We start from the raw sequence: 24,576 nt of genomic DNA, 5'->3' as shown, positions 1-24,576 counted from the left end.
CAATCCCCTTGTGAATGTCAGGTTGGAAATCTGGGCTTGCAGGCGACGCCGAACCTGTAGGAGCAGGGCTTGCCCGCGAAGCTTTTGGCGGTATCGAGGCCGCCTTCGCGGGCAAGCCCTGCTCCTACAGGGGCGTGATGTTTTCGCGGTCGTTGGCGATTAGCGCGGTTGGGAAACCGTCAGGATCTGCCCGGGCTTGAGCGCCTGGCCAGTGCGCGGGTTCAAGCGCTTGAGGTGCTGCATCTCGACATTGAAACGCTTGGCGACGATATACAGCGAATCGCCTTTCTGCACCTTGTAGGTGGTAGCGGCCTTCTTGCTGGCCACGGCCTTGACGTTGTCCTGCATGACCAGGGTCTGGCCGACCTTGAGGTGATGCCCGGAAAGCTTGTTCCAGTGTTGCAGGTCCTTGACGTCGACCCGGTTGGCCTTGGCGATCGAGGTCAGGTTGTCGCCGGTCCTCACCTTGTAGCGGCGGGTCAGGCGTGCCGGTGAATTGCCGGCGAGGGATTCGAACACCGGCTTCTTCGGCCGCAGGCTGATCAGCTCTTCGGGGTTCATTCGCGACAGGCTGGCGGTCAGCAGTTGCGCCTTGGAGCTGGGCACCAGCAGGTGCTGCGGGCCGTCCATCGTGGCTTTCTGCTTGAAGGCCGGGTTGAGCTGGATCATCTCGTCTTCGTCGATCTCGGCCAGGGCCGCGACCCGGCTGAGGTCCATGGGCTGGTTGACTTCGACGGTGGCGAAATACGGTTCGTTGGCAATCGGGTTCAGGTTCACGCCGTAGGCTTCGGGGGCCATGACCACCTGGGACAGGGCCAGCAGCTTGGGCACGTAGTCGCGGGTTTCCTGGGGCAGCGGCAGGTTCCAGTAGTCGGTGGGCAGGCCGAGCTTTTCATTGCGCTCGATGGCCCGGCTGACCGTGCCTTCGCCGGCATTGTAGGCGGCCAGGGCCAGCAGCCAGTCACCGTTGAACATGTCGTGCAGGCGGGTCAGGTAGTTCATCGCTGCGATGGTCGACGCAGTGATGTCCTTGCGCCCGTCGTAGAAACGGTCCTGGCGCAGGTTGAAAGAGCGGCCGGTGGACGGAATGAACTGCCACAGGCCGACGGCATCGGCTCGTGAATAGGCCATCGGGTTGTAGGCGCTTTCGATCACCGGCAGCAGCGCCAGCTCCAGCGGCATATTGCGTTCTTCCAGGCGCTCGACGATGTAATGAATGTAGAGGCTACCGCGGGAGCTGGCGTTTTCCAGGAATTCGGGGTTACTGGCGAACCACAGGCGCTGTTGTTCGATACGCGGGTTCACACCCAGGCCGTCCTGCAACTGGAAGCCCTGGCGCATGCGCTCCCAGACGTCCTGGGGCGGCGTGTGCTTGGCCTTTTCGCTGAGCCAGATCGGTTTCTGCTTGATCCGGGCGCTGAGGTTCGGGGTCGGTTCGTTGTTGCTGTCCACCGGGGTATGAAGGCTTGAACAGCCGGCCAGGGCGGCGGACACAGCCACGGCAACAGCTTGAGCCAATCGCGTCAATGCGTCTGAATGGGTGGGTTTTCGGTTGGATGACGACATTGGCTGGAAGTGAGTTCCGGGCGAAAATGTCGGGCGATTCTAGAAAGCGCTCAGGGTGCGGTCAACCATTCAGATTTTTTGTGTTGACCGCACCTCGATCAGAAGCTGTCTTTCCAGCGGCGCAGGGCCGCAAAAACCTCACTCGGCGAGCCGTTGTCGAGGCCGTTCCGTTCGTCTGCTTTTTCTTTAACAGATGTTTCGCCGACCCGCAGAAACGGGTTGGTCTTCAATTCCAGTGCCAGGTTCGAGGGCAGGCTGATGCGTCCCTCGGCCCGCCATTGGCTGACCTGTGCCATTCGTTCGGCGATGTCCGGGTTCTGCGGTTCGACCGCCTGGGCAAAACGCAGGTTGCTCAGGGTGTACTCGTGGGTGCAGTACACGCCGGTGGCCGCCGGCAGGGCCGCCAACCGGCCGAGGGAATGGTGCATCTGTTCCGGCGTGCCTTCGAACAGGCGGCCACAGCCGGCGGCGAACAGCGTGTCGCCGCAGAACAGCAACGGGCGGGCGGCATCGCCATGGTAGAACGCGATATGCCCCAGGGTATGACCGGGCACGGCGAACACCTGGAACTCGAGGCCGAGTACCGTCACGTTGTCGTTATCGTTCAAGGCCAGGTCGCGGGCCGGGATATTTTCGCTGGCCGGACCGAGTACGCGGGCACCACTGGCCTGTTTCAGGCGTTCGACACCGCCGACATGGTCGTGGTGGTGATGGGTGACCAGGATATCCTCGAGTTGCCAGCCCGGATGCTGTTCCAGCCAGGCCAGCACCGGCCCGGCATCGCCCGGGTCGACCACGGCGCAGCGGCGGCGGGCGGTATCCTGTAACAACCAGATGTAGTTGTCGGTGAAGGCGGGCAGCGCGTCGATCTGTATCATGGTGCAATTCCCAAGCGCAAAACAATGGCGCATCTTAGTGCTTGTAAAGCACTTGTGGCGAGTTGGAGAAGGCAATGACCGATAAAGCGTTCGCTCAGGCTGATCCTGACTGGCTGGCACTGATCAGCGCGGCCCGCGACTGGCTGTCCGGTCCCCTCGGGCAACTGCTGCTCGATGAGGAGCGGCGCATGCTCGAGGACGAGCTGGGGCGGTATTTCGGCGGCTACCTGGTGCATTACGGCCCCTCGGCCGAGACCCCGCCGCAGGCCGACCAGGTGCGCCGCAACGTGCGCCTCGGCGCGCCGCTGCCGGGGGTGGAGATCGTCTGCGAGGAGCAGGCCTGGCCGCTGAGCGAGCATGCCGCCGATGTGGTGGTGCTGCAGCACGGCCTGGATTTCTGCCTGTCGCCCCATGGCCTGCTGCGTGAGGCGGCCGCCGCCGTGCGTCCCGGTGGGCACCTGCTGATCCTCGGCATCAATCCCTGGAGCGCCTGGGGGCTGCGCCATGTTTTCGCCCATGACGCGCTGCGCCAGGCCCGCTGTATTTCACCCTCGCGGGTGGCTGACTGGCTCAACCTGCTGGGCTTCGCGCTGGAGAAACGCCGCTTCGGATGCTATCGTCCGCCGCTGGCGTCGGCCGCCTGGCAAGCGCGGTTGGCGGGCTGGGAGCGGATCGCCGGCGGCTGGCAGCTGTCGGGTGGCGGCTTCTATCTGTTGGTCGCGCGCAAGATCGTGGTCGGCCTGCGGCCCGTGCGCCAGGTACGCCGCGAACCGGTCGGCAAGCTGGTACCGCTGCCGATGGCCAAGGTCAACCGGCGACAAAGCGAAGAGTAAGCATTTTTTTCCTTGAGGGTCGAGCCTGCTCGGCCCGGGATGCGTCGGTCAGTTACCGGCGCGCCACGGGGTCATTTTCGATGGAAAGGTTGTAATGAGCGATACTGTTGAACTCTTCACCGACGGTGCCTGCAAGGGCAATCCCGGCCCTGGCGGCTGGGGTGCCTTGCTGGTCTGCAAGGGCATCGAGAAAGAACTCTGGGGCGGCGAAGCCAACACCACCAACAACCGCATGGAGTTGATGGGGGCGATTCGCGGCCTCGAAGAGCTCAAGCGTCCCTGCGAAGTGTTGCTGGTGACCGACTCGCAGTACGTGATGAAAGGCATCACCGAGTGGATGGTCAACTGGAAGAAACGCGGTTGGAAGACCGCGGCCAAGGAACCGGTGAAAAACGCCGACCTTTGGCAGCTGCTCGACGAGCAGGTCAGTCGGCACACGGTGAAATGGAAGTGGGTCCGCGGGCATATCGGCCATCACGGCAACGAGCGTGCCGACCAGTTGGCCAACCGTGGCGTGGATGAAATACGGGGGATCAAACATGCGTAGCGTGGTGCTCGATACCGAAACCACCGGTATGCCGGTCACCGACGGCCATCGTGTCATCGAGATCGGTTGCGTCGAGTTGATGGGGCGCCGCCTCACCGGCCGGCATTTCCACGTGTACCTGCAACCTGACCGCGAAAGTGATGAAGGCGCCATTGGCGTCCACGGTATCACCAACGAATTCCTGGTGGGCAAGCCGCGTTTCGCCGAGGTGGCCGACGAGTTCTTCGAATTCATCAAGGGCGCCCAGCTGATCATCCACAACGCGGCGTTCGACGTGGGGTTCATCAACAACGAATTCGCCTTGATCGGTCAGCAGGACCGTGCGGACATCACCCGCCACTGCAGCATCCTCGACACCCTGATGATGGCCCGGGAACGTCACCCGGGGCAGCGCAACAGCCTCGATGCCCTGTGCAAGCGCTACGGCGTCGACAACTCCGGCCGCGAACTGCACGGCGCCTTGCTCGACTCGGAGATTCTCGCCGACGTCTACCTGACCATGACCGGCGGTCAGACCAGCCTGTCCCTGGCCGGCAACGCCACCGATGGCAATGGTTCCGGTGAAGGTTCGGGCAACCAGGCCAGTGAAATCCGCCGCCTGCCGGCCGATCGCCAGCCGGCGCGGATCATTCGTGCCAGCGAAAGCGACCTGGCCGAACACCTCGTGCGTCTCGAAGCGATTGCCAAGTCCGCCGGCGCCCCGGCGCTCTGGACCCAACTGGCCGAGGCCGACGCGCAACGCCACTGAGCAGCGCGCGGATGATCTTTTGTGCAGCGGCGATTGACCTTCTAAGCTGAAGGGACCGGTGCAGCGAGGTCCACTGTCCGGGGACCGGATGTCCCCGGACAGGACCCCGACGTTTCTCCTCCCGATCGTGCACCGTGACATCAAGGCTTGAGGATGATTGGCCCAATGCATTTAGTCACGAACCCGAAGTATCCCGAGGTATCGGTCCGTGTAGCTGACGCTGGTTTCTCCGAGTACATCTGGGGCAGCGATTTCAGTTTTCAGGTCAAGGCCCATGGCTTGGCCGAAATCGGCAAGCGGGTCGACCAATGGCCACTGGTGCCGGTGGCGCCCTATCGCAAGTGTTATGGCATCGACCCCGAGGAATTCGCCAGCTATCGCGCGGCGGTGGACAGCGAAATCTTCATGGCCTACCTGGACGGTCGTGCGGTCGGCCATGTGGTGGTCAGTACCAACTGGAACGGTTTTGCCCATGTCGATGAGCTGGCGGTCGACGCCTCGGCGCGGCGTCACGGCGTGGCCCGGGCGCTGCTGGATGTAGTGCGCTTCTGGAGCCACAAGAAGAACCTGCCGGGGATCATGCTGGAAACCCAGAACAACAACCTGGGCGCCTGCCGCCTGTACGAACGTTGCGGTTATGTACTGGGCGGGATCGATCATCTGCGTTATCGCGGAATCGATGCGCAAACCGCCGAGGTGGCGGTCTTCTGGTACCTGTTGTTTGCCGGACAGCCCTGACGGGCGGCCGGCTCAGAGTAGCATCGCGGTGGCTTTCTCGCCGACGATTTCCAGCAGGGCCTTCAAGGCGGCGCTCGGTTCGCGGTCCTTGAGGGTCAGGGCGTACAGGGTGACACCAATGGCCGGTGATACCGGGCAGACATCCAGTCCGCCGGCCCTGGCCCCGACCGCTGTGAACGGGTCGACAATCGCCAACCCTTCACCGGCTTCGACCATGCTGCGCATCATCTGGTAGGTCTGCACCCGCGTCTGTACCTGGGGCGCCGGCCGCAGGGCCTGCAGCTTGCTGTCGAGCATCAGGCTGAGGGTGTCCTGCTCCTCCAGGCCGACCATCGATTGCCCGGCCAACTCCTGCAGGGCGATGTATTTCTGCTTGGGTTGCAGCCAGCCGTGGGGCGCCAGCAATTGCAGCTTGCCCTCGGCCAGGGCCTGGGCGTGGATCTGTGGATGATCGGGATTGTGCAGGCTCAGGCCCAGTTCGACCTCCCTGAGCAGTAGCTCACGGACGATCTCGCGGGTGTGCTGGCTGGCGAGGGTGCAGGGGGTTTCGCGAAAGCGTCGGCGCAAGGCCGCCAGGCTCTGGGGCAGCAGTTGCTGGGCCAGGGTCGGTGTGCAGACCACCCGCAGGGCGGGGTCCTGATGTTGACGCAGGCTGCCGGCCAGTCGCCGCAGCGGTTCCACTTCCGCGTACAGGCGGTGGAGCAGGGGTTGCAGCTCGCGGGTTTCCCGGGTCGCCTGCATTCGCCCGCGCACGCTGGCGAACAACAGGAAGCCCAACTGCTGCTCGGCGTCCTGCAGGGTCGCGCTGACGGTGGCCGCTGGCAGTTGCAGCAACTCGGCGGCGGTGCCGAGGTTGCCGGTCTGCAGAAGGGCCTGGATTACTTCGATATGGCGTAAACGCATGCTTGAAGTCCGTGTCCAGCCGGGAGGGGGTCAGTGGACTGATCCTAACTCAAGTCTGCGCACATGACTTCAGGTGGCTGTTGCGCCTGTTGTCCCAGATCAGGAAGCGGTCGAGGTCTCGGGTTCACGGGTGAGCGTGACCCCGGATTGAACCAGCTGAAATGAGTTGTGGTCGATTTTGTTGACGCGATCGCCAATGGCCAGTTTGTAGGTGGTGACAGGCTCCGTGCCGGCCAGGCCTTCGGCTGAAGGCGTGGATTCCTGGAATTCATGCACGGAATAGACGCGACCTTCCGCATCCCTGGCATGAAATTGTCCGACGAGTACTGCGGCCATCTGTTTAGAACCTCTGGAAATGAACACCCGATTTGCGGCTCAGTAGACCGTGGTTTGGCGGGGGAAGTTTTGCATGCTGGAAAAAATAGTCGCTCTACTCTACAGGCTCCGGGGCATCGAAGGGGAAAGCAGTGGACTGACGGGAGAAAATCGTCGGAACAATAGCGGCCGATCATCTATAACTACTGTTCCTTCGCCCAGATAGTCGGGAGTTCTTATGAGCAACGTCTACACGGTCGCTGTGCTGGTTGGCAGCTTGAGAAAACAATCCATCAATCGCAAGGTGGCGCTGGCCCTGGCCGGGCTGGCACCGGCGAACCTGAAGCTGACGATTGTCGAGATTGGCGATCTGCCACTTTACAGCGAGGATATCGATACCGACGCGCCGCCGGCGGCCTACAAGGTCTTTCGCGAACAGGTCCGGGCCACCGATGCGGTGCTGTTTGTCACCCCGGAATACAACCGTTCGGTGCCTGGAGTCCTGAAAAACGCCATTGATGTTGGCTCGCGGCCCTATGGCAAAAGTGTCTGGAGCGGCAAGCCGGGGGCGGTGATCAGCGCCTCGCCGGGAGCGATTGGCGGTTTTGGCGCCAATCACCACTTGCGCCAATCCCTGGTGTTCCTCGACGTACCGTGCATGCAACAGCCGGAAGCCTATCTGAGTGGGGCGGGCAGTGCGTTCGACGAGGCGGGCCACCTGTCGGAGACGGTCAAACCTTTCCTGCAGAGCTTTATCAATGCCTATGGGCACTGGGTCGAGCGCAACAGGAAGATCTAGAGGGGATTTGCCAGGCGCTGATGGATCAGCCCCTGGGTTTCCCGCAGCCAAGCCTCCACCTGTGTCGCGGACAATTGCGCGGTGATGCAGTAACGCCGCCCGCCCCAGACCAGCACCAGCCAGGCATCGATGGCCTGGTCCGAAGGTCTGGAGGCGAGGTCCGTGCAGGCGTCGAAGGCCTCCCGCCATTTCTGCGACAGTTCCTGGAATACCCGTTGATGGTGCTTGGGCTCCGCGATCTCATGTTCGAGCATCAGCAGCGGGTAGTCGAACAGCGGCTGCTCGGAGCTTGCCGGATGACCGCTGAGCTGTACCAGACGCTCGACCCGTGCCTGCCAGTCCAGGCCCTCGGCACGGATCACCTGGTCATCGAGCTGACACAGCAAGCGCTCGACGCTATGGCGCACATAACCGGACAGCAGCGCGGCCTTGCTCGGGAAATAATCGTACAGCGTACCGATGGCCACCCCGGCTTCCAGGGCGACCGCGCGGGTGGTCAGGGCGGACCAGCCGTTGCGCTGCCAAATCCGAACAAAGGCTTCGTAAATGGCCTCGACGGTGAATATCGCCCGGGCCTGACTGGGCCGCTTGAGCGGCTTGGCGCGGGGCTTGAGGCTATGTGCAGCCGGCTTGCCGGCGTTTCCGAACCCGTTCTTCATGGTCTGCCATTAAGCTGGTTCCACCCGCAATCGTCGCAGAGAGGAGTCTGATTATGCCAAGTGCCAGCACGGTAACACGACTGATCACCCGCAAGAACGACCTCGGCCAGAGCCGGATCGAAACGCAGGAACGTGCCCTGGTGGTCGGTCCCGGCGAGGCGATCCTCAAGGTCGAACGTTGCTCCCTGACCACCAACAACATCACCTACGCCGCCTATGGCGACTCGATGAACTACTGGGGCTTTTTTCCTACCGCGGAGGCGGAGTGGGGGCATATACCGGTCTGGGGCTTTGCCGATGTTTTGCTGTCGAATGTCGATGGGGTGGCGGTGGGGGAACGCTTCTACGGTTACTTTCCGATGGCCAGCCATTTGTGGATGAAACCGGAACGGGTGACCGAACGGGGCTTTTATGACGGTGCCGAGCACCGCAAGGACCTGACCTCGGCCTACAACCAGTACACCCGTTGCAATTGGGACCCTTACTACAGCCCGGATACCGAGGACCTGCAGATCCTGCTCAAGCCGTTGTTCCTGACCTCGGCGATGCTCGCCGACTTCCTTCAGGACAACCAGTTCTTCGGCGCCACGCGCCTGGTGTTTTCCAGTGCGTCGAGCAAGACCGCCTTTGGTACGGCGGTGTGCCTGGAGGGGCGGCCCGAGTTGACCCGTGTGGCGTTGACGTCCTCGGCCAATCGGGCGTTTGTCGCCGAGCTGGGCTGTTATGAGCAGACCTTGGCCTACGATGAACTGGACCGGCTGGAAACCGACCAGCCGACGCTGTATGTGGATTTTTCCGGTGATCTGGCGTTGCGTGACCGGGTGCATCAACGCCTCGGCCGGCAACTGGTCTACAGCTGTTTCGCCGGCTCCGCGCAAACCACCGGCGAGGCGCAACTCACGGCGATCGAGGGACCGCAGCCGGTGTTCTTTTTTGCCCCCATCCAGATCCGCAAGCGCAATGCCGAATGGGGGCCGGAACGGGTCAGTCAGTATATCGGCGAAGGCCTGCAGCGGTTCTATCAGACGGTGAGCGAAGGGCCGGCGCCGCTGCTGGAGGTGGTCGTCGATGAAGGCTACGAGGCCGCCCGACAGTTGGTCTCACGCCTCTATCACGGGCAGGTGCCGCCGACCCAGGGCAATATCATCAAGCTCTGACGCACGGTTTTGTGGGAACGGTGCTTGCCCGCGAAGCTTCTGGTGTCCTCAAAGGCCTCTTCGCGGGCAAGCTCCGCTCCCACAGGATGTGCTTCGGCTTGAGTGAGCAGTGCTGGCTGTCGCGATCAGTTGCCCTGGGGCATTTCACCCTTCGCCAGACGCTTGTTGATATCGTCGATTACCTGCGGCAGATCGTTGAGGGTGTCGATCAGGTAATGCGGCCGGGAGCCGGCGAACAGTTCGTGGATACGCTGGCGTTCGGCGTCCAGGGTCGCCCGGTCGAGGTCGCGGTACTGCTCGTAGGTCAGTCCCAGCGCATTGCCGGAACAGACCAGGGCGACGGTCCACATGCCGGCCCGACGGCCTTCGAGGATTCCCGGTACGGTGTCGTCGACCTTGACGCAGGCGGCGACATCGTCGATGCCCAGCGCGATCACGTTGGCCAGGGCCTGGGCCGGCCAGGGGCGACCGTTCGGCACCTCGTCGGTGGCCACTACATGGTCGGCAACATAACCGTTGCCGGCGGCCAGGGCCACGACCTTTTCCATGACCCGGGCCGGATAACCCGAGCACGAACCGATCTTCAGGCCTTGCTGGCGCAGTGTGGCGATGGTCTCCAGGGCTCCTGGAATCAGCGCCGAGTGTTCGGCGATCTTCTCGATCTGCAGGGGCATGAAGTGCTGGTAGATGGCGGTGACGTCTTCATCGCTCGGGGCGCGGCCGAAGGCTTGGCGGTAGCGTTCGGTGATCGCCGGTTGGTCGCACAGCGTGCGGATATGGTCCCATTTGCCCATGCCCATGGGGCCGCGGGCTTCTTCGATGGAGACTTGTACGTCGAACTCGGCGAAGGCCTCGACAAAGATCTGGGTCGGGGCGAACGAACCGAAATCGACGACGGTGCCGGCCCAGTCGAGGATCGCGGCTTGCAGTTGGGTGGGGTTGCGGTAGTTCATGTCGATCAGCCTTGAATACAATAAAAGAGTTGGAATACAAACCTGTAGGAGCCGGCTTGCTGGCGATGCGATCTGATCGTCGCCATCGTTGTTGCCTGGAAAAACGCTATCGCCAGCAAGCCGGCTCCTACAGGGGGCGTGTTCAGTCTTGGGCTCTAGATATCCAGCACTTCCATTTCCCGCAGGACCTCGGCGATAGCGGCAACCGCCGCCTGCATATCGCCGCGCCCGACCTGGCCGATACAGCCCACGCGAAACGTCTCGACCCGGGTCAGCTTGCCCGGATAAAGAATGAAACCCTTGGCCTTGACCCGTTCGTAGAACGCCTTGAACTGGTAGCGCGGATCTTTCGGCGCATGGAAGGTCACGATGATCGGCGCCTGGATCGCCGCCGGCAGGAAACTGCGCAAGCCGAGCCTGGCCATTTCTTCCAGCAGCACCTGGCAGTTGTCGGCATAACGCCCGAGGCGGGTGGGCAGGCCACCTTCCTCGTGGTATTGCAACAGTGCTTCGTGCAGCGCCGCGACCACATGGGTCGGCGGGGTGAAACGCCATTGGCCGGTCTTGGCCATATAGGCGTGCTGATCGTGCAGATCCATCGCCAGCGAATGGGAGTTGCCGGCGGCCGCGGCCAACGCTTCCTTGCGGGCAAACACAAAACCCATCCCGGGCACGCCTTCCAGGCATTTGCCGGAAGCGGCGATCAGCGCATCGAACGGCACCTGGCGGGCGTCGATGGGCAAGGCGCCGAACGAGCTCATGGCGTCGATGATCAGGCGTTTGCCGTGGCGCGCGACCACCTCGGCGATCTCCGCCAGCGGGTTGAGAATGCCGGTGCTGGTTTCGCAGTGGATCAGCGCGACATGGCTGACGGTCGGCTCGGCGAGCAGCAGGTGCTCGACATCAACGGCGGTGGTCGGTTGGTCTTCGGCGGTTTCGAAGGTGCTGAACGAACGGCCCAGCACTGCGCAGATCTTCGCCAGGCGCTGGCCGTAGGCACCGTTGATCAGCACCAGCACTTTGCCGTCCCGTGGCACCAGGGTACCGATGGCCGCCTCCACGGCAAAGGTGCCGCTGCCTTGCAAGGGGACGCAGTGATGGCTGTCGGCACCCTTGACGATTGCCAGCAGTTGCTCGCACAGGCTCGCGGTCAACTGGTTGAAGCCTTCATCCCAGGAACCCCAGTCCTGGCTCATTGCCTGGCGAGTGCGGGCCGAAGTGGTCAGGGGGCCCGGGGTGAGCAGGATGGGAGCGGCAGTACGCATGCGGGTTTCTCGCGGCGGGGATCGTTGACGGGATACAGGGCATAAATTGCCGTTTGGCTTGTCATCAATCAAATTGTTTGTTGTTATGCGAGCTATCAGTGAGGCCGATAGCTATGAACCTGTTCCAACTGCGCGCATTCGATGCCGTGGCCCGCGAGGGCAGTTTTACCCGTGCCGCGGCCCGGTTGTTCATCAGCCAGCCGGCGGTGACCGGACATATCAAGGCCCTGGAAGAGCACTACCAGATCACCTTGCTCAGGCGCACGGCGCGACGGGTGGAACTGACCGCCGAGGGCACCCGGCTGGCGGCGATCACCCGGGCCATGTTCGGTCTGGTGGAGGAAGCCCAGGCGATGCTCGAAGCCAATCGACAACTGCTGACCGGACGCCTGGAGATTGCCGCGGACGGGCCCCATATGGTCATGCCGATGCTTGCGCGGCTGCGGGCGCGATACCCGGGGATCACCGTCAACCTGAGGCTCGGCAATGCCCAGGAAACCCTGGCGGCGCTGTTGTCCGAGCATGCCGATGTGGCGGTGCTGACCGAGGTCGAGCCGCGCAAGGGCCTGTACCTGCAACCCCTGAGCGAGTCGCGGATCTGTGCGCTGGTGCCCCAGGGGCATCCGTGGTTGGCCGAACCACAGGGCATTGCCCTGGAGCAACTGGACCAGGTGATCATGGTGCTGCGCGAGCCGAGCTCGATCACCCGGCGCACCTTCGATCAGGCCTGTGCCCTGGCCGCCGTGAGTCCACGGGTGCTGCTGGAACTGGACAGCCGCGAGGCGGTGACCGAAGCGGTGGCCGCGGAGCTGGGGGTGGGTATCGTCTCGTCGTTGGAAGTCAGTCCCGACCCCCGGGTACGGGCGCTGCCGATCAGCGGTGAGGGGCTGGGCAACCGGCACCAGATCGGTTGCCTGGAGCGCCGCAAGGAACTGCGGCTGATTCAGGCATTCCTTGGGCTGGTGCCGCAAACGCCGGGGGCATTCAGCCCGTCCTGAAGAAAGGCCTGGCGCTGGCGCTGGCTCCAGTGCTGCTGGATGTAGGCGTGCAGGGCCACGCATTGTCCTGGGTAGAGCAACCACAGCTGTTCCGGCGTGGCGGCCAACTCCAGGGCCAGTCGCCGTCTGTCGGCGGGGCTCAGCAAGGCCGCGCCACGGCTGTCACTGCGGCCTTCCAGAAGGATGTCATCACGGCTCAGGCGCGCCAGTTCCTTGAGTCCGGGCCGGGGCATTCGCACGACGTACCAGATGTTTTCGCCCAGGCAACGGGCGGTGGTTGTCGGCGGTTCATGGGGTTGCTCATACAGATAGAACTCCCCGGGGTCATCATCCGGTGCGCCGCCGCTCTCCTGTCCCTCCCACGGCGCGGCGCCGCCAGGCGGCCGGTCGGCCAGGGGCGGCGGGTCAATGGCGGCGTACAGGTCCCGATCGGTGAGAAAACCACAGATCACCGGTTGCTCCGCCTCGTTCTCGACAAAGTCGATCAGCACCTGGCTGCCAACCCGGGGGGCCTGGCTTTGCGCGACGCCGGGCGAGGCCCAGCAGCCCGGTGCGCGGTCCGCGGGCTGGACGCTGTTCGACAACTGTACCCGCAGGCGCCCCTGGGCATCCGGCCGGGCGGTGCCGGCATGCGCACCCAGTAGCGTGCCGATCTGATAACCCTGCGCCGCCGGGCGTTTTTCCCGTAAGGAGGGGCGAAACGGCGTGGCCCAGGGGATGGCCCTGAAGTGATTGCTGTAGCCGTCGCTGAAACACTCGTCATGCAGGCCGTCGTCCGCCTCGACACTGAAGGCGTCGACGGGGTATCGATCCAGGCACTGTTCGCCCAGATGCTGCACCTCGGTGATCAGCCATTGATCGTTGAGCGCCTGTCGTGGATGGCCGCCGATCCGCCGGACTTCGCCGCTGCGCAGGCTGTCCAGGTTGCTGTAGCCCTGGATCTGGCGTTGTTCGCAACGCAACCGTTCGAGGCTGCGCTGGCTGAGTTGCTGTTCGTGGCGCTGGCGCGGTGTGGGGGGGGCGGTGTGCAGGCCATAGGCGTTGGCCTGGTTGGCGGCGCCGTCGTCGGGTGCTTCCGGCGGCCAGGCGGGAGCATGCCCGGGCAGTCGGCTGTCATGGCTGGCGAGCATCTGGTGACGCTCGTAGAGTTGGCTGATAAAGGGCTGTTCCAGTCCCGCGGCACTGTCGTGACAAGGCACCACGCCGGCTCGTTCGGGAAAGCTTTGCGGGTCTTCGGCGAACACCAGGACATGTCGGTGCGGCGCCTGTTCGAAGTGATAGTGGATGCCTTCTTCCTCGCAGAGCCGGTTCAGCAATTGCAGGTCGTTTTCATCCTGTTGCAGGCACAGGGCCCGGCGGGGGTACAGGCCACGCTCAAGCTCGAAGCGGTAATCGGCGGCCTCCAGGTCGTGGGCTTCAAGCAGTCGCAGGAGAATCGCCGGTACGCTCAGGTCGCAGAAGGCCCGACGTCGTTGGCAACGTGCCAGGGCTTGCAGGCGCGGCACCAGCACCACCTGGTAATGACAGAGCCGTGGCTCCAGGTAGCGACTGCTGATCTCCTCAATGATCCCATGCCAGCTGGTCTGCCCGCAGCCCAGACTCAACAGGGCCGGACGATGCAGCAGGGGTTCCAGGTCCAGGGCGGTGTCGCCCAGCAGTTCCATTTCGAAGCGGAAGGGTTCGTTCAAGGCCTCGCGGCCCTTGAAGCGGATGACCGGCAAGGGGTCAGGGAGCAGGCCGATGGTCAGTGAGATCTGTCGTTCCTTGTCCTGAGGCATTTCGTCTCTTCTCCACGGATTTGTGGCAGAGGGTACGAAAAGCCGTGGGCGCCTGGACACCGCAAAACGATGTTTGGGAAATTGCCTACGAACATCAGGGTAGAGTCGTAATCTTCGTCAGGTTTTGGTCGATTGGCGGGGACTGGCCGTATAAACTGGGCGGCAAAGCGTCGGCCAATAAATGTCACGACGCCTCTGATCGAGAGAGTGAGTAATGGGCGCACAGTGGAAGGTTAAACACAAAGAAGCGGCGGCCAACGCCAAGGGCAAGATTTTTGGCAAGCTGGTCAAGGAAATCACCATCGCCGCGCGCAACGGTGCGGATGTCTCCACCAACGCACACCTGCGGCTGGTGGTCGAACAGGCGAAAAAGGCCTCGATGCCTCGCGAGACCCTGGAACGCGCCATCAAGAAAGGCTCGGGCCAGCTGGGCGAAACCGTGCAGTATCACCGCGTGACCTACGAAGGCTTCGCCCCGCACCAGGTGCCGCTGATCGTTGAATGCGTCACCGACAACATCAACCGTACCGTGGCGGAAATCCGCGTGGCGTTCCGCAAGGGCCAGTTGGGCGCGTCGGGTTCGGTGTCCTGGGACTTCAACCATGTCGGCCTGATCGAGGCGTCTCCGGACAGTCCGGATGCCGACCCGGAAATGGCGGCGATCGAAGCCGGTGCCCAGGATTTCGAGCCGGGCGAAGAGGGCGCGACCCTGTTCCTCACCGAACCGACCGATCTCGACGCGGTGCAGAAAGCCCTGCCGGAGCAAGGTTTCACCGTGTTGTCGGCCAAGCTGGGTTACCAGGCGAAGAACCCGGTCAGCGGCCTGAGCGACGAGCAGATGGCCGAAGTCGAGGCTTTCCTCGAAGGCCTGGACAACCACGACGACGTGCAAGACATGTTTGTCGGCCTGGCGGGCTGATCCGCCAAGCCCCCCTTGTCACAAGGGGGGCTGATGCCCGGCAGTTATGCCAGGGTTACGCAGATCGCCTCGAACCCCGGTCGCGCCAGCACATCCGGTTGGATGCAGCGCAACTGCAGGTCCTTGAGCGATTCAAGCACGCGCGGCTCCATCGCCCCGTCGATCCGTTCCAGCAGCTCGCCGAGCAGAATCCCGAACGCACGCACCTCGATCCGTTGCAGCGCGCGGGTTTCCAGGCTGTCGGTCGGTGCATGGAACGAGGCGGCGCCAAAGTCCCCGAGCAGGCAATCCCCGGCCTCGTTGTAGAGAATATTGTGTGCGTACAGGTCGCCGTGGCAGAGCCCCAGGCGATGCAGATGCGCGCCCACCGAGGCGATCCCGCGGGCCATGCGCAAGGCTTGTTCCGGGCTGAAGCGGGTCTCGTCCCGGTACACATCACGGCTGCACGAATCGAGGCTCGGCAGTGCCGCAAGATTGGTGAACTGCGGATCGATCAGTTCCATCACCAGGCCGGCTTGGGCATCGGGGTGACCGCCGATGCGCCCTTCGACCTTGATCAGGTTCGGATGCAGGCCCGCCGCGATGCAGGCATTCATTTCATTCAAGGGCGAACCGTCGCTGGTCATGCTGCCCTTGTACAGCTTGACCGCCACCGGCAAGGCCGGCGCCTCTGGACGGCTCCAGCGTGCCTGGCTGATCACCCCCGAGGCGCCTTCGCCCAAGCGTTGCGCCAGTTGCAGCTGGCTCCAGTCGATGCTCGGGGTGGTGTCGCCGACCAGCACCTCACCGGTGTGATCGAGCTTCGGGTTACCGGCATAGGCGATCCAGGCCAGGCCCGGCAGGGTCAGCAGCCACTCGGGCAACTCGTCCAGCTGGTTGGCGGCGATGCGGATCAGCTCCAGCCGGTGACAGTCCGCCAGGCTGGCGGGCAGGGTGCGCAGGCGATTGCCTGCCAGCATGAGTTTCTGCAGCAGGGGCCGGCGGCCGAGTTCTTCCGGCAGCTCGGTGATGCGGTTGTCGGTCAGGATCAGCCAGCGCAGCTGGGGCGGCAGGGCGGCGGCCGGCACTTGCTCGATGCGGTTGGCCTTGAAGGCGACCATGCTCAGTCTGGCGCACTGGCCCAGGCACACCGGCAACTCGGTGAACTGGTTGTCCGAGCAGAACAGGATGCGCAGGTGTGGCAGCCGGTACAGGTCATCCGGCAAGCTGCTCAGGGCATTGCCGCTCAGATTGAGGATTTCCAGGGAGTCGGCCAGCTGGAAAATCTCCCGGGGGAACTCGGTCAGCCCGCAGGACAGGTCGAGTCGCTTGATACCGGTCAGTTGACCGGCGCGCAATTGGGCAAGGGTATCCATAAGCGGGCGTGAGTACTCGTCGCGATCATCGAAAAAAGATCGTCATGATAGCAATGTTGTTCAGCAACGGCGCTGTGATGAGTGGGTGTCAGCCCTGGTTGAGGGATTCGGCTCCGACTTCGACCAGTTGCCCCAGGCGGCTGCGGGTCCGTGCCAGGTCGATGGCATTACCGCCCAGGCTGTCGCGCAGCGGCCGTTCGCCGATCAGCAGCAGGCGTTTGTCCTGGTCGTACAGCACGTCGATCAGGTTGATAAAACGCTGCTGGGCCGCGATCGAACAGTCTTCCAGGCTGGGCAGTTCATCGACGATCCAGGTGTCGAAGCGTCGGCACAGTTCCAGGTAATCCATCACGGCGGTGGGCTGGTCGCAGAGGTCGGCGAACTCGAAACGCACGGTGCGTTCGCTACACAGACGCGCCTTCAGTTGCCGGGCGCCGACCTGCAGGGCAAAGGCCGGAGCCTGGCGCTGCGGCAATAGCAAGGCCTGGCGTTGTTCCGCAGTGCCCGGCCAGACGTACTGGCCCTGGGTGAATTGCTGTTGGCTATGGCTGCGTGGTTGGCTGCGGTAGTCATGGGGGCCGCCGACCTCCATGACCTCCATGCGGGCGTTGATCAGGTCGATTACCGGCTTGAAGCGGGCGTGATAGAGCGGGTTGGGCAACAGGCCTTCGGGCGGGTAGTTGGAGGTCACCAACAGCAGCACGCCACGTTGGAACAGCGCCTTGAACAGCCGATTGATGAGCATGGCATCGCCGATGTCATGGACATGGAACTCGTCGAAGCACAGCAGCCGGCAGTCTTTGAGCAGCTCATCGAGGGTCCGGCCCAGGGCATCGGGGGTTTCCCGGTGGAGGAACATGCCCTGGTGCAGGTGGGTAAAGAAGTCGTGGAAGTGCACCCGCTGTTTCTCGGCAATCGGCACGGCCTGGAAAAAGCCGTCCAGCAACCAGCTCTTGCCACGTCCGACCGCGCCGTGCAGGTACAGGCTGCGTTGGCGGCCCTGGTGCGCGCTGTACAGCAGCGCGCTGGCCTGCTGTGCCATGCGTTCGATGACCCGCTGCTGGCTCAGGCTCAGGGTGTAGCCCTGGTGGTTGGCCTTGCGTCGGAAATACTCGTGCACGTCGTGGGACAGCGGTGCGGCGCTGCCCTTGCCGGCGAAAGCCTTGCCGAAAAAGCGGCGCAAGGCTGGCCAACGGGATTTCACGCCAGGGCGATGGGGGGGCAGAGCAGCCAACGGAGAGAATCCCCTTGCATGAAGGTCCGGAGCGAGTTCATTCGTCAGATAGATCAGAAAAGGCGTGAAGGCATATCGATTAATCTTTAACCAGTTTCAAGTTTTACCGTGACGCTTCAATCAAGGCAACCACTATCCAACAGGAATGATGCCTTGGAAGGCTCTATTGTTTTGGTATTGTCCCTTGTGCATCGACGATGCATTTGTGGTGGCTGGCACCAAGGGTTGCTCGAGGGTCTACACCGACCAGAGCACGCCGTCGGCAGGGACCTGCACCGACAACGTGATTCTGGATGTGGGTTTTTGAAGGGGGGGGTCTAGCGCTCGATACTGCGGTTCCAGCGCGCGTTCCACTCAGGCCGCAGCAGGTTGACCTGATCCCAGTCGATGGCCACCGCGGTGTCCAGGTATTTTTTCATGGCCTCGACCTGGCCGCGGGTCTTGTCGGTGGTCGGGGTGTTGGGGTTGGACGGGATCTGGTCGCCATCTTCCAGCGCCGCCGCCTGGGCCTCGGGAGTCAGGAGGAACTCGGCGAGTTTCTGCGCCAACGCCGGCTCAGTGTTGTTGGCGATCGCACATTCGGCGACGTTCAGCACCACCGCGCCTTCCTTGGGTTGCGCGTACTCCACCGGGATGCCCTTGAGCTTGAGCGCGGTAACCTGGGTCGGGGTCAGCGGGAACAGTGCCGCTTCATCGGTCTGGACCATCTCCGAAAGCTTGGCCGAACTCGGGATGTACTCCAGCACATTACGCCCCACGCTGTTCGGCCAGGCCTTGAAACCCGGTTCGACATTGGTCTCGCTGCCGCCCTGGAGCCGGTTGAACATCAGGAAACCGTGCAGGCCGAAGGTCGAGGACGACATCGACTGGAACACCAGTTTGTCCTTGTACTTGCTGTCCGCCATGTCCATCCACGAGGTCGGCGCGGCCCAGCCTTTGGCCTTGAACAGCCGCGTGTTGTAGGCCAGCCCGGTCACCCCCAGGCTGACCGCCACGGCCTGGTCCTTGATCCGGCCCTTGGCCGGGATCTGTGCCAGGGTCGGGCTGTCTTCGAGCTTGCTGCACAGGCCCATGGAGATCGCCCGGTACATGATCCCGTCATCGAGGAAGATCACGTGCAGCTGCGGATTGTCCTTGCTCGCCTGGACCTTGGCGAGGATGTCGGCGGAGGTGCCCGGCACAATGACTACCTTGACGTGATTGGCCTTTTCGAAGGGCGGCAGCACCTCGTCGGTGTACAAGCGTTCCATGGTCCCGCCGTTCATGCCCAGGTACAGCGTGGGCTCGGCCTGGGCCGGCGCGGCGCCCAGCAGGGCCATGAGAGGCAGGCAGGACAAACCGATCAGGGCATTGCGTTGAGTCTTCTTCATGGCGCGATCTTCCTCTGGGTTCTGACGGCCCGCTCAAACGGCGGGAGTGGCGTGGAAACGGGTAATGGAAAAAGCTTCTATCGGCGTCGACGACTGGCCCTGGCACACCAGTTCGGCGAGGACTTCACCCACCGCCGGAGCGATCTGGAAGCCCGCCCCGGCAAAACCGAAGGCGTGCAGCAGGCCGGGTTGGGTACTGCTCGGGCCGATCACCGGCTGGCGGTCGGGCAGGTAGCCTTCGGTGCCGCTCCAGGTGCGGATCGCCTGGGCCCCTTGCAGAAACGGATAGAGCTCGACGGCCTGGCGCAGAATCTCCAGCACGGCGCTTTGTCCCGGTCGGGCACGGGCGTGGTCGAGGGCAAAACCCTGGCCGCCACCCAATACACAGTTGCCGCGACTGACCTGGCGGGCATAGATGCCACCGCCCTCGACACCGGTGCTGGCGTCCATCACCAGGGGCAAGGGCTCGGTCACCAGCATCGCCGGATGGCCGGAGTGCATCGGCACCGCCTCACCGAACTGTGCGGCGAGTCCGCCGGCCCAGGCGCCGGCGCAATTGAGCAGCCAGGGCGCGCGGACTTCGAGGCCCTTTTGCGTGCGCAGGAGAAAACCTCGGCCGTCGTGCTCGACCTGGGTCACTTCGCTCTGTTCCAGCACCGTCGCGCCGAGCAGACGAGCCGCCCGGGCAAACGCCGGGGAGACCAGCCGGGGGTTGGCATGACCGTCGTCGGGGCAGAAGGACGCGCCCTCGGCGACCTGGCCGACCCACGGAAAACGTCGGTGCAACTGTTCGCGGTCAAGCACTTGCAGATCGAGCCCGAAGCCCTGGCTGCTGTCGGCATAGGCTTGCAGGGCGGCCAGGTCGTCGAGGCTGCGGGCCAGCTTGAGATGCCCCGAGCGCTGGTATTCGCCGTCGATGCCGATCAACTCAGGCAGGCGAGCCCAGATCCCGTGGGCACGCTGGGACAGCGGCAACTGCGACAGCGGCCGACCCTGGCGGCGCACACCGCCGTAGTTCACGCCGCTGGAATGCGAGCCGCAGAAGTCCCGCTCCAGCAACGCCACGCTGCGGCCTTGGCGACTCAAGGCGAGGGCCGCCGAAGCACCGACAATGCCGCCGCCGAGAATTACTACGTCGACTTCGATCATGGTGCGACCTCCACGCCGAACGGCAGCGGCTTGATCGGCGCCTGGGCCCGCAGACGGCCAATACTGTCCAGGGCCAGGCCGCTTTCACAGGCAATGATTTCCGCTGTCGCCGCGCCGCAGATCCGCCCCTGGCAGCGGCCCATGCCGACCCGGCAATGGGCCTTGACCCGATTGATTTCCCAGTGGCCTTCGCGGACCACCGCACGCACCTCGCCGACGCTGACTTCCTCGCAGCGGCACAGCATCAGCGTGTCAGGGACGTTCGCCGCCCAGCGCTCGGGGAAGGGGAAGGCCTGTTCCAAGCCTTGGCGGAAGCCATCGATACGTTGCAGTTGGCTCTCCAGAAACGCTATTCGATGGGGATCGACGGCGCGTCCCAGGTCTTCCAGCAGGGCCAGGGCGGCGCGCTCGCCGGCCATTTCCGCCGCATCGGCGCCCATGATTCCAGCGCCATCACCGGCCAGGTAAACCCCCGCCACACTGCTACGCCCGGCGCTATCGCGCTCCGGCAGCCAGGCGCGGTTCAAGGGGTTCCAGGCGAAACGACAGCCGAGCAGATCGGCCAATTGGGTTTCGCTGCGCAGCCCGTGGGCGAAGGCCAGTGCGTCGCAGTCAAGCGAGCGCAGGCGTTTGCCCTGGCGCCAGCGCAACGACTGCACGCGTTGTTCGCCGTCAATCTGTTGCAGATGGGCGTCCTGATGTACCGGGATACCGTGGGCCGTCAGCCAACCGCGGTAGTACAGGCCCTTGGCGAGGGTCAGTGGCTGCCTGAGCAAACCGGGCAGGGCGCGGCACTGGGCGCTGAACGGCGTGCTGTCGAGCACCGCGACCACCTTGGCCCCGGCCTTGGCGTATTGGTAGGCCACCAGGTACAGCAGCGGTCCGCTGCCGGCGAACACCACCCGTTGGCCGATGGCACAGCCCTGGTATTTCAGGGCAATCTGCGCGGCACCGAGACTGTAGGCACCGGGCAAGGTCCAGCCGGGGATCGGCAACACCCGGTCGGTGGCGCCTGTGGCGACGATCACCTTCGTGTAGTCCAGGCGCCCGGCACGGCCTTGCTGCAAGGTGTCGAGGGCGCCGTCTTCGGCATTCCACACCAGTGTGTCGGGCCGGTAGTCGAGTTGTTCGCGCAGACGGTCCAGGGTCTGGTGAATCGCTACCGCCTTGCGGGCTTCGAACCCATAGAGTTTCACCGGAGAACGGCGGAAGTTCTCCGGTTGACGGCGATAGATCTGCCCGCCGCCGCGTGCGGCTTCATCCAGCAGGCAGGGGCGCAGGCCATGGGCAACCAGGGTTTGTGCGGCGCGGATACCGGCCGGTCCGGCACCGACGATCACTATCTCAGACATGCTCGACCCGCCGTCTTCTGGAAAAAATGCCACGGCCTTTTACCGACGTGCGGGTCATGCTGGCTTTCTCCCTTCCCGACTCACCTGCTGCCCGGCTTCGAGCATCGTCGAACAGGCGCGCACCCGGCGCCCGTCGGCCAGCCTGACCCAGCAATCCTGGCAAGCGCCCATCAGGCAGAACCCGGCACGGGGTTCGCCACTGAAGTCGCTGTGGCGCAGATATTCACCGGCGGTCAGCAGCGCGGTCAGCAGGGTATCGCCCTGCAATCCGCTGGCCGGTTCGCCGTCGAGGGTAAAGTCCAGGGCCGGGCGATCGCCTTCGGCCAGTCGTGTCAGCAGCGCCATGTCGGCCTCATTGTTTGCCTACCAGTACCCGGTCCAGGCCATAGACCCGGTCGAGCAGAATCATCGTCAGCGCGGTCAGCGCGATCACCAGGGCCGAGACCGCCGCCATCATCGGATCGATGGATTCGGTGGCGTACACGTACATGCGCACCGGCAGGGTCTGGGTCGAGGGGGAGGTGACGAAGATCGACAGCGTCACTTCGTCGAAGCTGTTGATGAACGCCAGCAGCCAACCACCGGCCACGCCGGGGAGGATCATCGGCAGGGTGATCTGGCGGAACAGCGTGAAGCGCCCGGCCCCCAGGGATTCGGCGGCTTGCTCGGCGCTACGGTCCATGCCGATGGCGGCGGCCAGTACCAGGCGCAGCACATAAGGCGTGATCACCAGCACATGGGCGGCGATCAGCCAGGCGAAGCTGCCGTTGACCCCCATCAGGGCGAACAGGCGCAACAAGGCGACCCCGAGCACCAGGTGCGGAATGATGATCGGCGAGAGAAACAGGCCATTGAGAAAATCCCGCCCGGGAAACTGATGACGGGTCATCGCCAGGGCCGCCGGGACCGCGATCAGGGTCGCCAGGCTGGCGGCGCTGAAGGCCAGGATCAGGCTGTTGTAGAACGCCTGGACAAAATCCGCGCGTTCGAACACCGCGCGGAACCAGCGCAGCGAGAAGTGCGTGGTCGGCAGGCTCAGGGTGTTTTCCGGGGTGAAGGCCACCAGGCACACCACCACCAGCGGCGCCATCATGAACACCACGATCAGGCTATGGAACAGCAGGGCCAACGGGCCGTTTCTGGACATTTACGCGGCCCCCAGGGATTTTTTGTAGCGACGCTCGATCATCCGGTTCCACGACAACATGATCAGCAGGTTGAGCAGCAACAGCACCACGGCAATCGCCGCGCCCATCGGCCAGTTGAGTTCCGAGAGGTACTGGTCGTAGACCAGGGTCGCGACCATCTTCAGCCGGCGTCCGCCGAGCAGGCCGGGAATCGCGAAGGAACTGGCGGACAGGCCGAACACGATCAGCGTGCCGGACAGCACCCCGGGCATCACCTGCGGCAACACCACCAGGCGCATCACCGTGGTGTGGCTGGCACCGAGGGACAGCGCGGCCTGTTCGGCGGCCGGATCGAGCTTTTGCAGCGAGGTCCAGACCGGAATGATCATGAACGGCAACATCACGTGGACCAGGGCGATCACCACCGCGAACGGCGTGTAGAGCAGTTTCATCGGCGCCAGGCCGAAGGCTTGCAGGCTCTGGTTGACCAGGCCGTCGGCACCCAGCAGCAGGCTCCAGCCGAAAGCCCGGACCACCACCGAAATCAGCAACGGGGTGAGGATCAGGATCAGGAAGATCGAGCGCCAGGGTGTGCCCATGCGGCTGAGGATGTAGGCTTCGGGCACCCCGATCAGCACGCAGAGCAGGGTGGTCAGGCCGCTGATCCAGAAGGTCCGCAGGAAGATTTCATAGAAGTACGGATCGCTGAACAGCAGGCCGTAGTGTTCCAGGGTGTAGGCGTGGTTTTTGACCCCGGTCTGGTAATCGAAGACGTTGAACGACAGCACGGCGGTCAGGCCCAGCGGCAGGATCAGCAGGCCGAGGTAGAGCAGCAGGGCCGGCGCCGACAACAGGTAGCCACGGCGCCCCTGGCGCATCCGCGCGAGCAGGTTCATGCCGGCACCTCGCCGTGCTCCAGCACCCGCAGCAGCTCGGCCGGCCAATCCAGGCCCACCGCCGTGCCTTCGTTCAGCGGTGCCGAACCGTCATTGCGGCGCACCACCGTGATCTCGCCGATGGCGGTGTCGATCCGGTACAGCCACTGGCTGCCGAGAAAGAACCGGCTGAGGATTTTGCCGGGCAGACGTCCGCTACCCGCGGCCAGCAGGTCGATCTTTTCCGGGCGCAGGCTCAGGGTCAATTCGCCTTCGCCCGGCAGTTGCCGCACTTGCGGGCAACCACTGGCATCGCGGTCTCCCGGTAGTAGGTTGGCCTTGCCGACGAAGCCGGAAATAAAGCGCGTGCGCGGGTGTTCGTAGAGTTTGTAGGGTTCGTCGATCTGGGTGATGCGCCCGGCCTGCATTACCACCACGCGGTCGCTGATGGACAGCGCTTCGGCCTGGTCGTGGGTGACCATCAGGGTGGTGATACCGACTTCGCGCTGGATGCGGCGAATCTCGAACTGCATCTCTTCGCGCAGATTGGCGTCGAGGTTGGACAGCGGTTCATCGAGCAACAGCACCGGCGGTTCGATCACCAGGGCCCGGGCCAGGGCGACCCGCTGGCGCTGGCCGCCGGACAGTTCGCGCGGATAACGCTCGGCGTGCTGGTGCAGGCGCACCAGCTGCAACACCGTCGCCACCCGCTTGCGCACTTCGGCGGCCGGTACCTTGCGCATGCGCAGGCCGAAGGCGACGTTGTCCTCGACACTCATATGGGGAAACAGCGCGTAGCTCTGGAATACCACACCGAGGCCGCGACTGCTGGGCTTGGCGTGGGTGATATCGCGGTTGTCGAGAAGAATCGCGCCGGCGCTGACTTCGACGAAGCCGGCGATCATTTGCAGGGTCGTGGTCTTGCCGCAACCGGAGGGACCGAGCAGCGAGACGAACTCGCCCTTGTCCACCGAGAGATGCGTGGCGACTACGGCTTCGATCTCGCCATAACGCTTGCACACGCCTTCAAGTCGTAGAAAGGCCATAACTGCGTTCCA

General features: G+C 63.8%; 25 protein-coding genes. 8 read left to right on the top strand and 17 right to left on the bottom strand.

What is annotated here, in order from left to right:
- Positions 1-159: 159 nt before the first annotated feature.
- The gene (locus HX830_RS21250; protein ID WP_103497819.1) at positions 160-1,566 is read right to left on the bottom strand and encodes a transglycosylase SLT domain-containing protein; all 1,407 of its coding nucleotides are present in this window, start codon (positions 1,564-1,566) and stop codon (positions 160-162) included.
- A gap of 98 nt (positions 1,567-1,664) precedes the next feature.
- Positions 1,665-2,444, bottom strand: coding sequence for a hydroxyacylglutathione hydrolase (gene gloB, locus HX830_RS21245; protein WP_177102429.1), 780 nt, complete (start codon positions 2,442-2,444; stop codon positions 1,665-1,667).
- A 74-nt stretch (positions 2,445-2,518) separates the two neighbouring features.
- Here gloB and HX830_RS21240 point away from each other — a divergent pair, with 74 nt between their 5' ends.
- From HX830_RS21240 to HX830_RS21225, 4 genes are all read left to right on the top strand, one after another.
- Positions 2,519-3,277: a methyltransferase domain-containing protein gene (locus HX830_RS21240; protein ID WP_103497821.1), complete on the top strand. Its 759-nt coding sequence runs from the start codon at positions 2,519-2,521 to the stop codon at positions 3,275-3,277.
- A 94-nt stretch (positions 3,278-3,371) separates the two neighbouring features.
- Complete coding sequence (gene rnhA, locus HX830_RS21235) at positions 3,372-3,824, top strand: ribonuclease HI (protein ID WP_100942753.1); 453 nt, start codon at positions 3,372-3,374, stop codon at positions 3,822-3,824.
- A complete protein-coding gene (gene dnaQ / locus HX830_RS21230) occupies positions 3,817-4,572 on the top strand; it encodes a DNA polymerase III subunit epsilon (protein WP_103497822.1) in 756 nt (251 codons plus the stop codon). Before rnhA ends, dnaQ begins: the two co-directional genes overlap by 8 nt.
- A 165-nt stretch (positions 4,573-4,737) precedes the next feature.
- Positions 4,738-5,310 carry a GNAT family N-acetyltransferase gene (locus tag HX830_RS21225; protein WP_100942751.1) on the top strand — a complete coding sequence of 191 codons (573 nt, stop codon included), beginning with the start codon at positions 4,738-4,740 and terminating at the stop codon, positions 5,308-5,310.
- A 12-nt stretch (positions 5,311-5,322) separates the two neighbouring features.
- Here the strand turns inward: HX830_RS21225 and HX830_RS21220 are convergent, their stop codons facing one another.
- Entirely contained in the window at positions 5,323-6,213 is an 891-nt protein-coding gene (locus HX830_RS21220; RefSeq protein ID WP_103497823.1) for a LysR family transcriptional regulator, read from the bottom strand.
- 99 nt (positions 6,214-6,312) lie between these two features.
- Positions 6,313-6,549 (bottom strand): hypothetical protein, encoded by a 237-nt coding sequence (locus HX830_RS21215; protein ID WP_103497825.1) that lies wholly within the window; start codon positions 6,547-6,549, stop codon positions 6,313-6,315.
- 217 nt (positions 6,550-6,766) lie between these two features.
- Between HX830_RS21215 and HX830_RS21210 the strand changes: the two genes are divergently transcribed.
- Entirely contained in the window at positions 6,767-7,327 is a 561-nt protein-coding gene (locus HX830_RS21210) for an NADPH-dependent FMN reductase (RefSeq protein ID WP_103497826.1), read from the top strand.
- Here the strand turns inward: HX830_RS21210 and HX830_RS21205 are convergent.
- Positions 7,324-7,986, bottom strand: coding sequence for a TetR/AcrR family transcriptional regulator (locus HX830_RS21205; RefSeq protein WP_152737340.1), 663 nt, complete (start codon positions 7,984-7,986; stop codon positions 7,324-7,326). The genes HX830_RS21210 and HX830_RS21205 overlap by 4 nt on opposite strands.
- A 53-nt stretch (positions 7,987-8,039) precedes the next feature.
- On the opposite strand from HX830_RS21205, the gene HX830_RS21200 reads away from it, so the two are divergent.
- Positions 8,040-9,143: a DUF2855 family protein gene (locus tag HX830_RS21200; RefSeq protein ID WP_152737341.1), complete on the top strand. Its 1,104-nt coding sequence runs from the start codon at positions 8,040-8,042 to the stop codon at positions 9,141-9,143.
- 125 nt (positions 9,144-9,268) lie between these two features.
- Here the strand turns inward: HX830_RS21200 and phnX are convergent, their stop codons facing one another.
- Complete coding sequence (gene phnX, locus HX830_RS21195; protein WP_177102427.1) at positions 9,269-10,096, bottom strand: phosphonoacetaldehyde hydrolase; 828 nt, start codon at positions 10,094-10,096, stop codon at positions 9,269-9,271.
- Between the two features lie 155 nt (positions 10,097-10,251).
- On the bottom strand, positions 10,252-11,361 hold the full coding sequence (locus tag HX830_RS21190; protein ID WP_177102425.1) for a 2-aminoethylphosphonate--pyruvate transaminase: 1,110 nt from the start codon (positions 11,359-11,361) through the stop codon (positions 10,252-10,254).
- Positions 11,362-11,474: 113 nt separating this feature from the next.
- On the opposite strand from HX830_RS21190, the gene HX830_RS21185 reads away from it, so the two are divergent.
- Positions 11,475-12,359, top strand: a complete 885-nt coding sequence (locus HX830_RS21185) for a LysR substrate-binding domain-containing protein (RefSeq protein ID WP_103497833.1) — start codon at positions 11,475-11,477, stop codon at positions 12,357-12,359.
- Here HX830_RS21185 and HX830_RS21180 read toward each other — a convergent pair.
- Positions 12,305-14,137, bottom strand: coding sequence for a type VI secretion system Vgr family protein (locus HX830_RS21180; protein WP_152737343.1), 1,833 nt, complete (start codon positions 14,135-14,137; stop codon positions 12,305-12,307). The two genes, HX830_RS21185 and HX830_RS21180, sit on opposite strands and share 55 nt — an antisense overlap.
- Before the next feature lie 214 nt (positions 14,138-14,351).
- Between HX830_RS21180 and HX830_RS21175 the strand changes: the two genes are divergently transcribed.
- The gene (locus tag HX830_RS21175; protein ID WP_100942741.1) at positions 14,352-15,056 is read left to right on the top strand and encodes a YebC/PmpR family DNA-binding transcriptional regulator; all 705 of its coding nucleotides are present in this window, start codon (positions 14,352-14,354) and stop codon (positions 15,054-15,056) included.
- A 44-nt stretch (positions 15,057-15,100) separates the two neighbouring features.
- Here the strand turns inward: HX830_RS21175 and HX830_RS21170 are convergent, their stop codons facing one another.
- From HX830_RS21170 to HX830_RS21130, 9 genes are all read right to left on the bottom strand, one after another.
- Positions 15,101-16,411 (bottom strand): leucine-rich repeat-containing protein kinase family protein, encoded by a 1,311-nt coding sequence (locus tag HX830_RS21170; RefSeq protein WP_177102423.1) that lies wholly within the window; start codon positions 16,409-16,411, stop codon positions 15,101-15,103.
- Positions 16,412-16,499: 88 nt separating this feature from the next.
- The gene (gene zapE / locus HX830_RS21165; protein WP_177102421.1) at positions 16,500-17,645 is read right to left on the bottom strand and encodes a cell division protein ZapE; all 1,146 of its coding nucleotides are present in this window, start codon (positions 17,643-17,645) and stop codon (positions 16,500-16,502) included.
- Positions 17,646-17,962: 317 nt separating this feature from the next.
- Positions 17,963-19,015 carry an ABC transporter substrate-binding protein gene (locus HX830_RS21160; protein ID WP_103497838.1) on the bottom strand — a complete coding sequence of 351 codons (1,053 nt, stop codon included), beginning with the start codon at positions 19,013-19,015 and terminating at the stop codon, positions 17,963-17,965.
- Between the two features lie 33 nt (positions 19,016-19,048).
- Positions 19,049-20,164, bottom strand: a complete 1,116-nt coding sequence (locus tag HX830_RS21155) for an NAD(P)/FAD-dependent oxidoreductase (protein ID WP_177102412.1) — start codon at positions 20,162-20,164, stop codon at positions 19,049-19,051.
- A complete protein-coding gene (locus HX830_RS21150) occupies positions 20,161-21,516 on the bottom strand; it encodes an FAD/NAD(P)-dependent oxidoreductase (protein WP_177102410.1) in 1,356 nt (451 codons plus the stop codon). Before HX830_RS21150 ends, HX830_RS21155 begins: the two co-directional genes overlap by 4 nt.
- A 54-nt stretch (positions 21,517-21,570) precedes the next feature.
- Positions 21,571-21,861: a (2Fe-2S)-binding protein gene (locus HX830_RS21145; protein ID WP_103497842.1), complete on the bottom strand. Its 291-nt coding sequence runs from the start codon at positions 21,859-21,861 to the stop codon at positions 21,571-21,573.
- A gap of 7 nt (positions 21,862-21,868) precedes the next feature.
- Complete coding sequence (locus HX830_RS21140; RefSeq protein ID WP_100942727.1) at positions 21,869-22,663, bottom strand: ABC transporter permease; 795 nt, start codon at positions 22,661-22,663, stop codon at positions 21,869-21,871.
- On the bottom strand, positions 22,664-23,539 hold the full coding sequence (locus tag HX830_RS21135; RefSeq protein WP_177102408.1) for an ABC transporter permease: 876 nt from the start codon (positions 23,537-23,539) through the stop codon (positions 22,664-22,666).
- Positions 23,536-24,564 carry an ABC transporter ATP-binding protein gene (locus tag HX830_RS21130; RefSeq protein WP_103497848.1) on the bottom strand — a complete coding sequence of 343 codons (1,029 nt, stop codon included), beginning with the start codon at positions 24,562-24,564 and terminating at the stop codon, positions 23,536-23,538. Before HX830_RS21130 ends, HX830_RS21135 begins: the two co-directional genes overlap by 4 nt.
- Between the last annotated feature and the right edge of the window lie 12 nt (positions 24,565-24,576).

Origin of the sequence: Pseudomonas gingeri (assembly GCF_013385425.1) — a bacterium.
In the GTDB taxonomy this organism is placed as follows: Bacteria; Pseudomonadota; Gammaproteobacteria; order Pseudomonadales; family Pseudomonadaceae; genus Aquipseudomonas; species Aquipseudomonas gingeri_D.
Note: the sequence above shows the minus strand (reverse complement) of the source record. Positions and strands in the feature narration are given on the sequence as shown.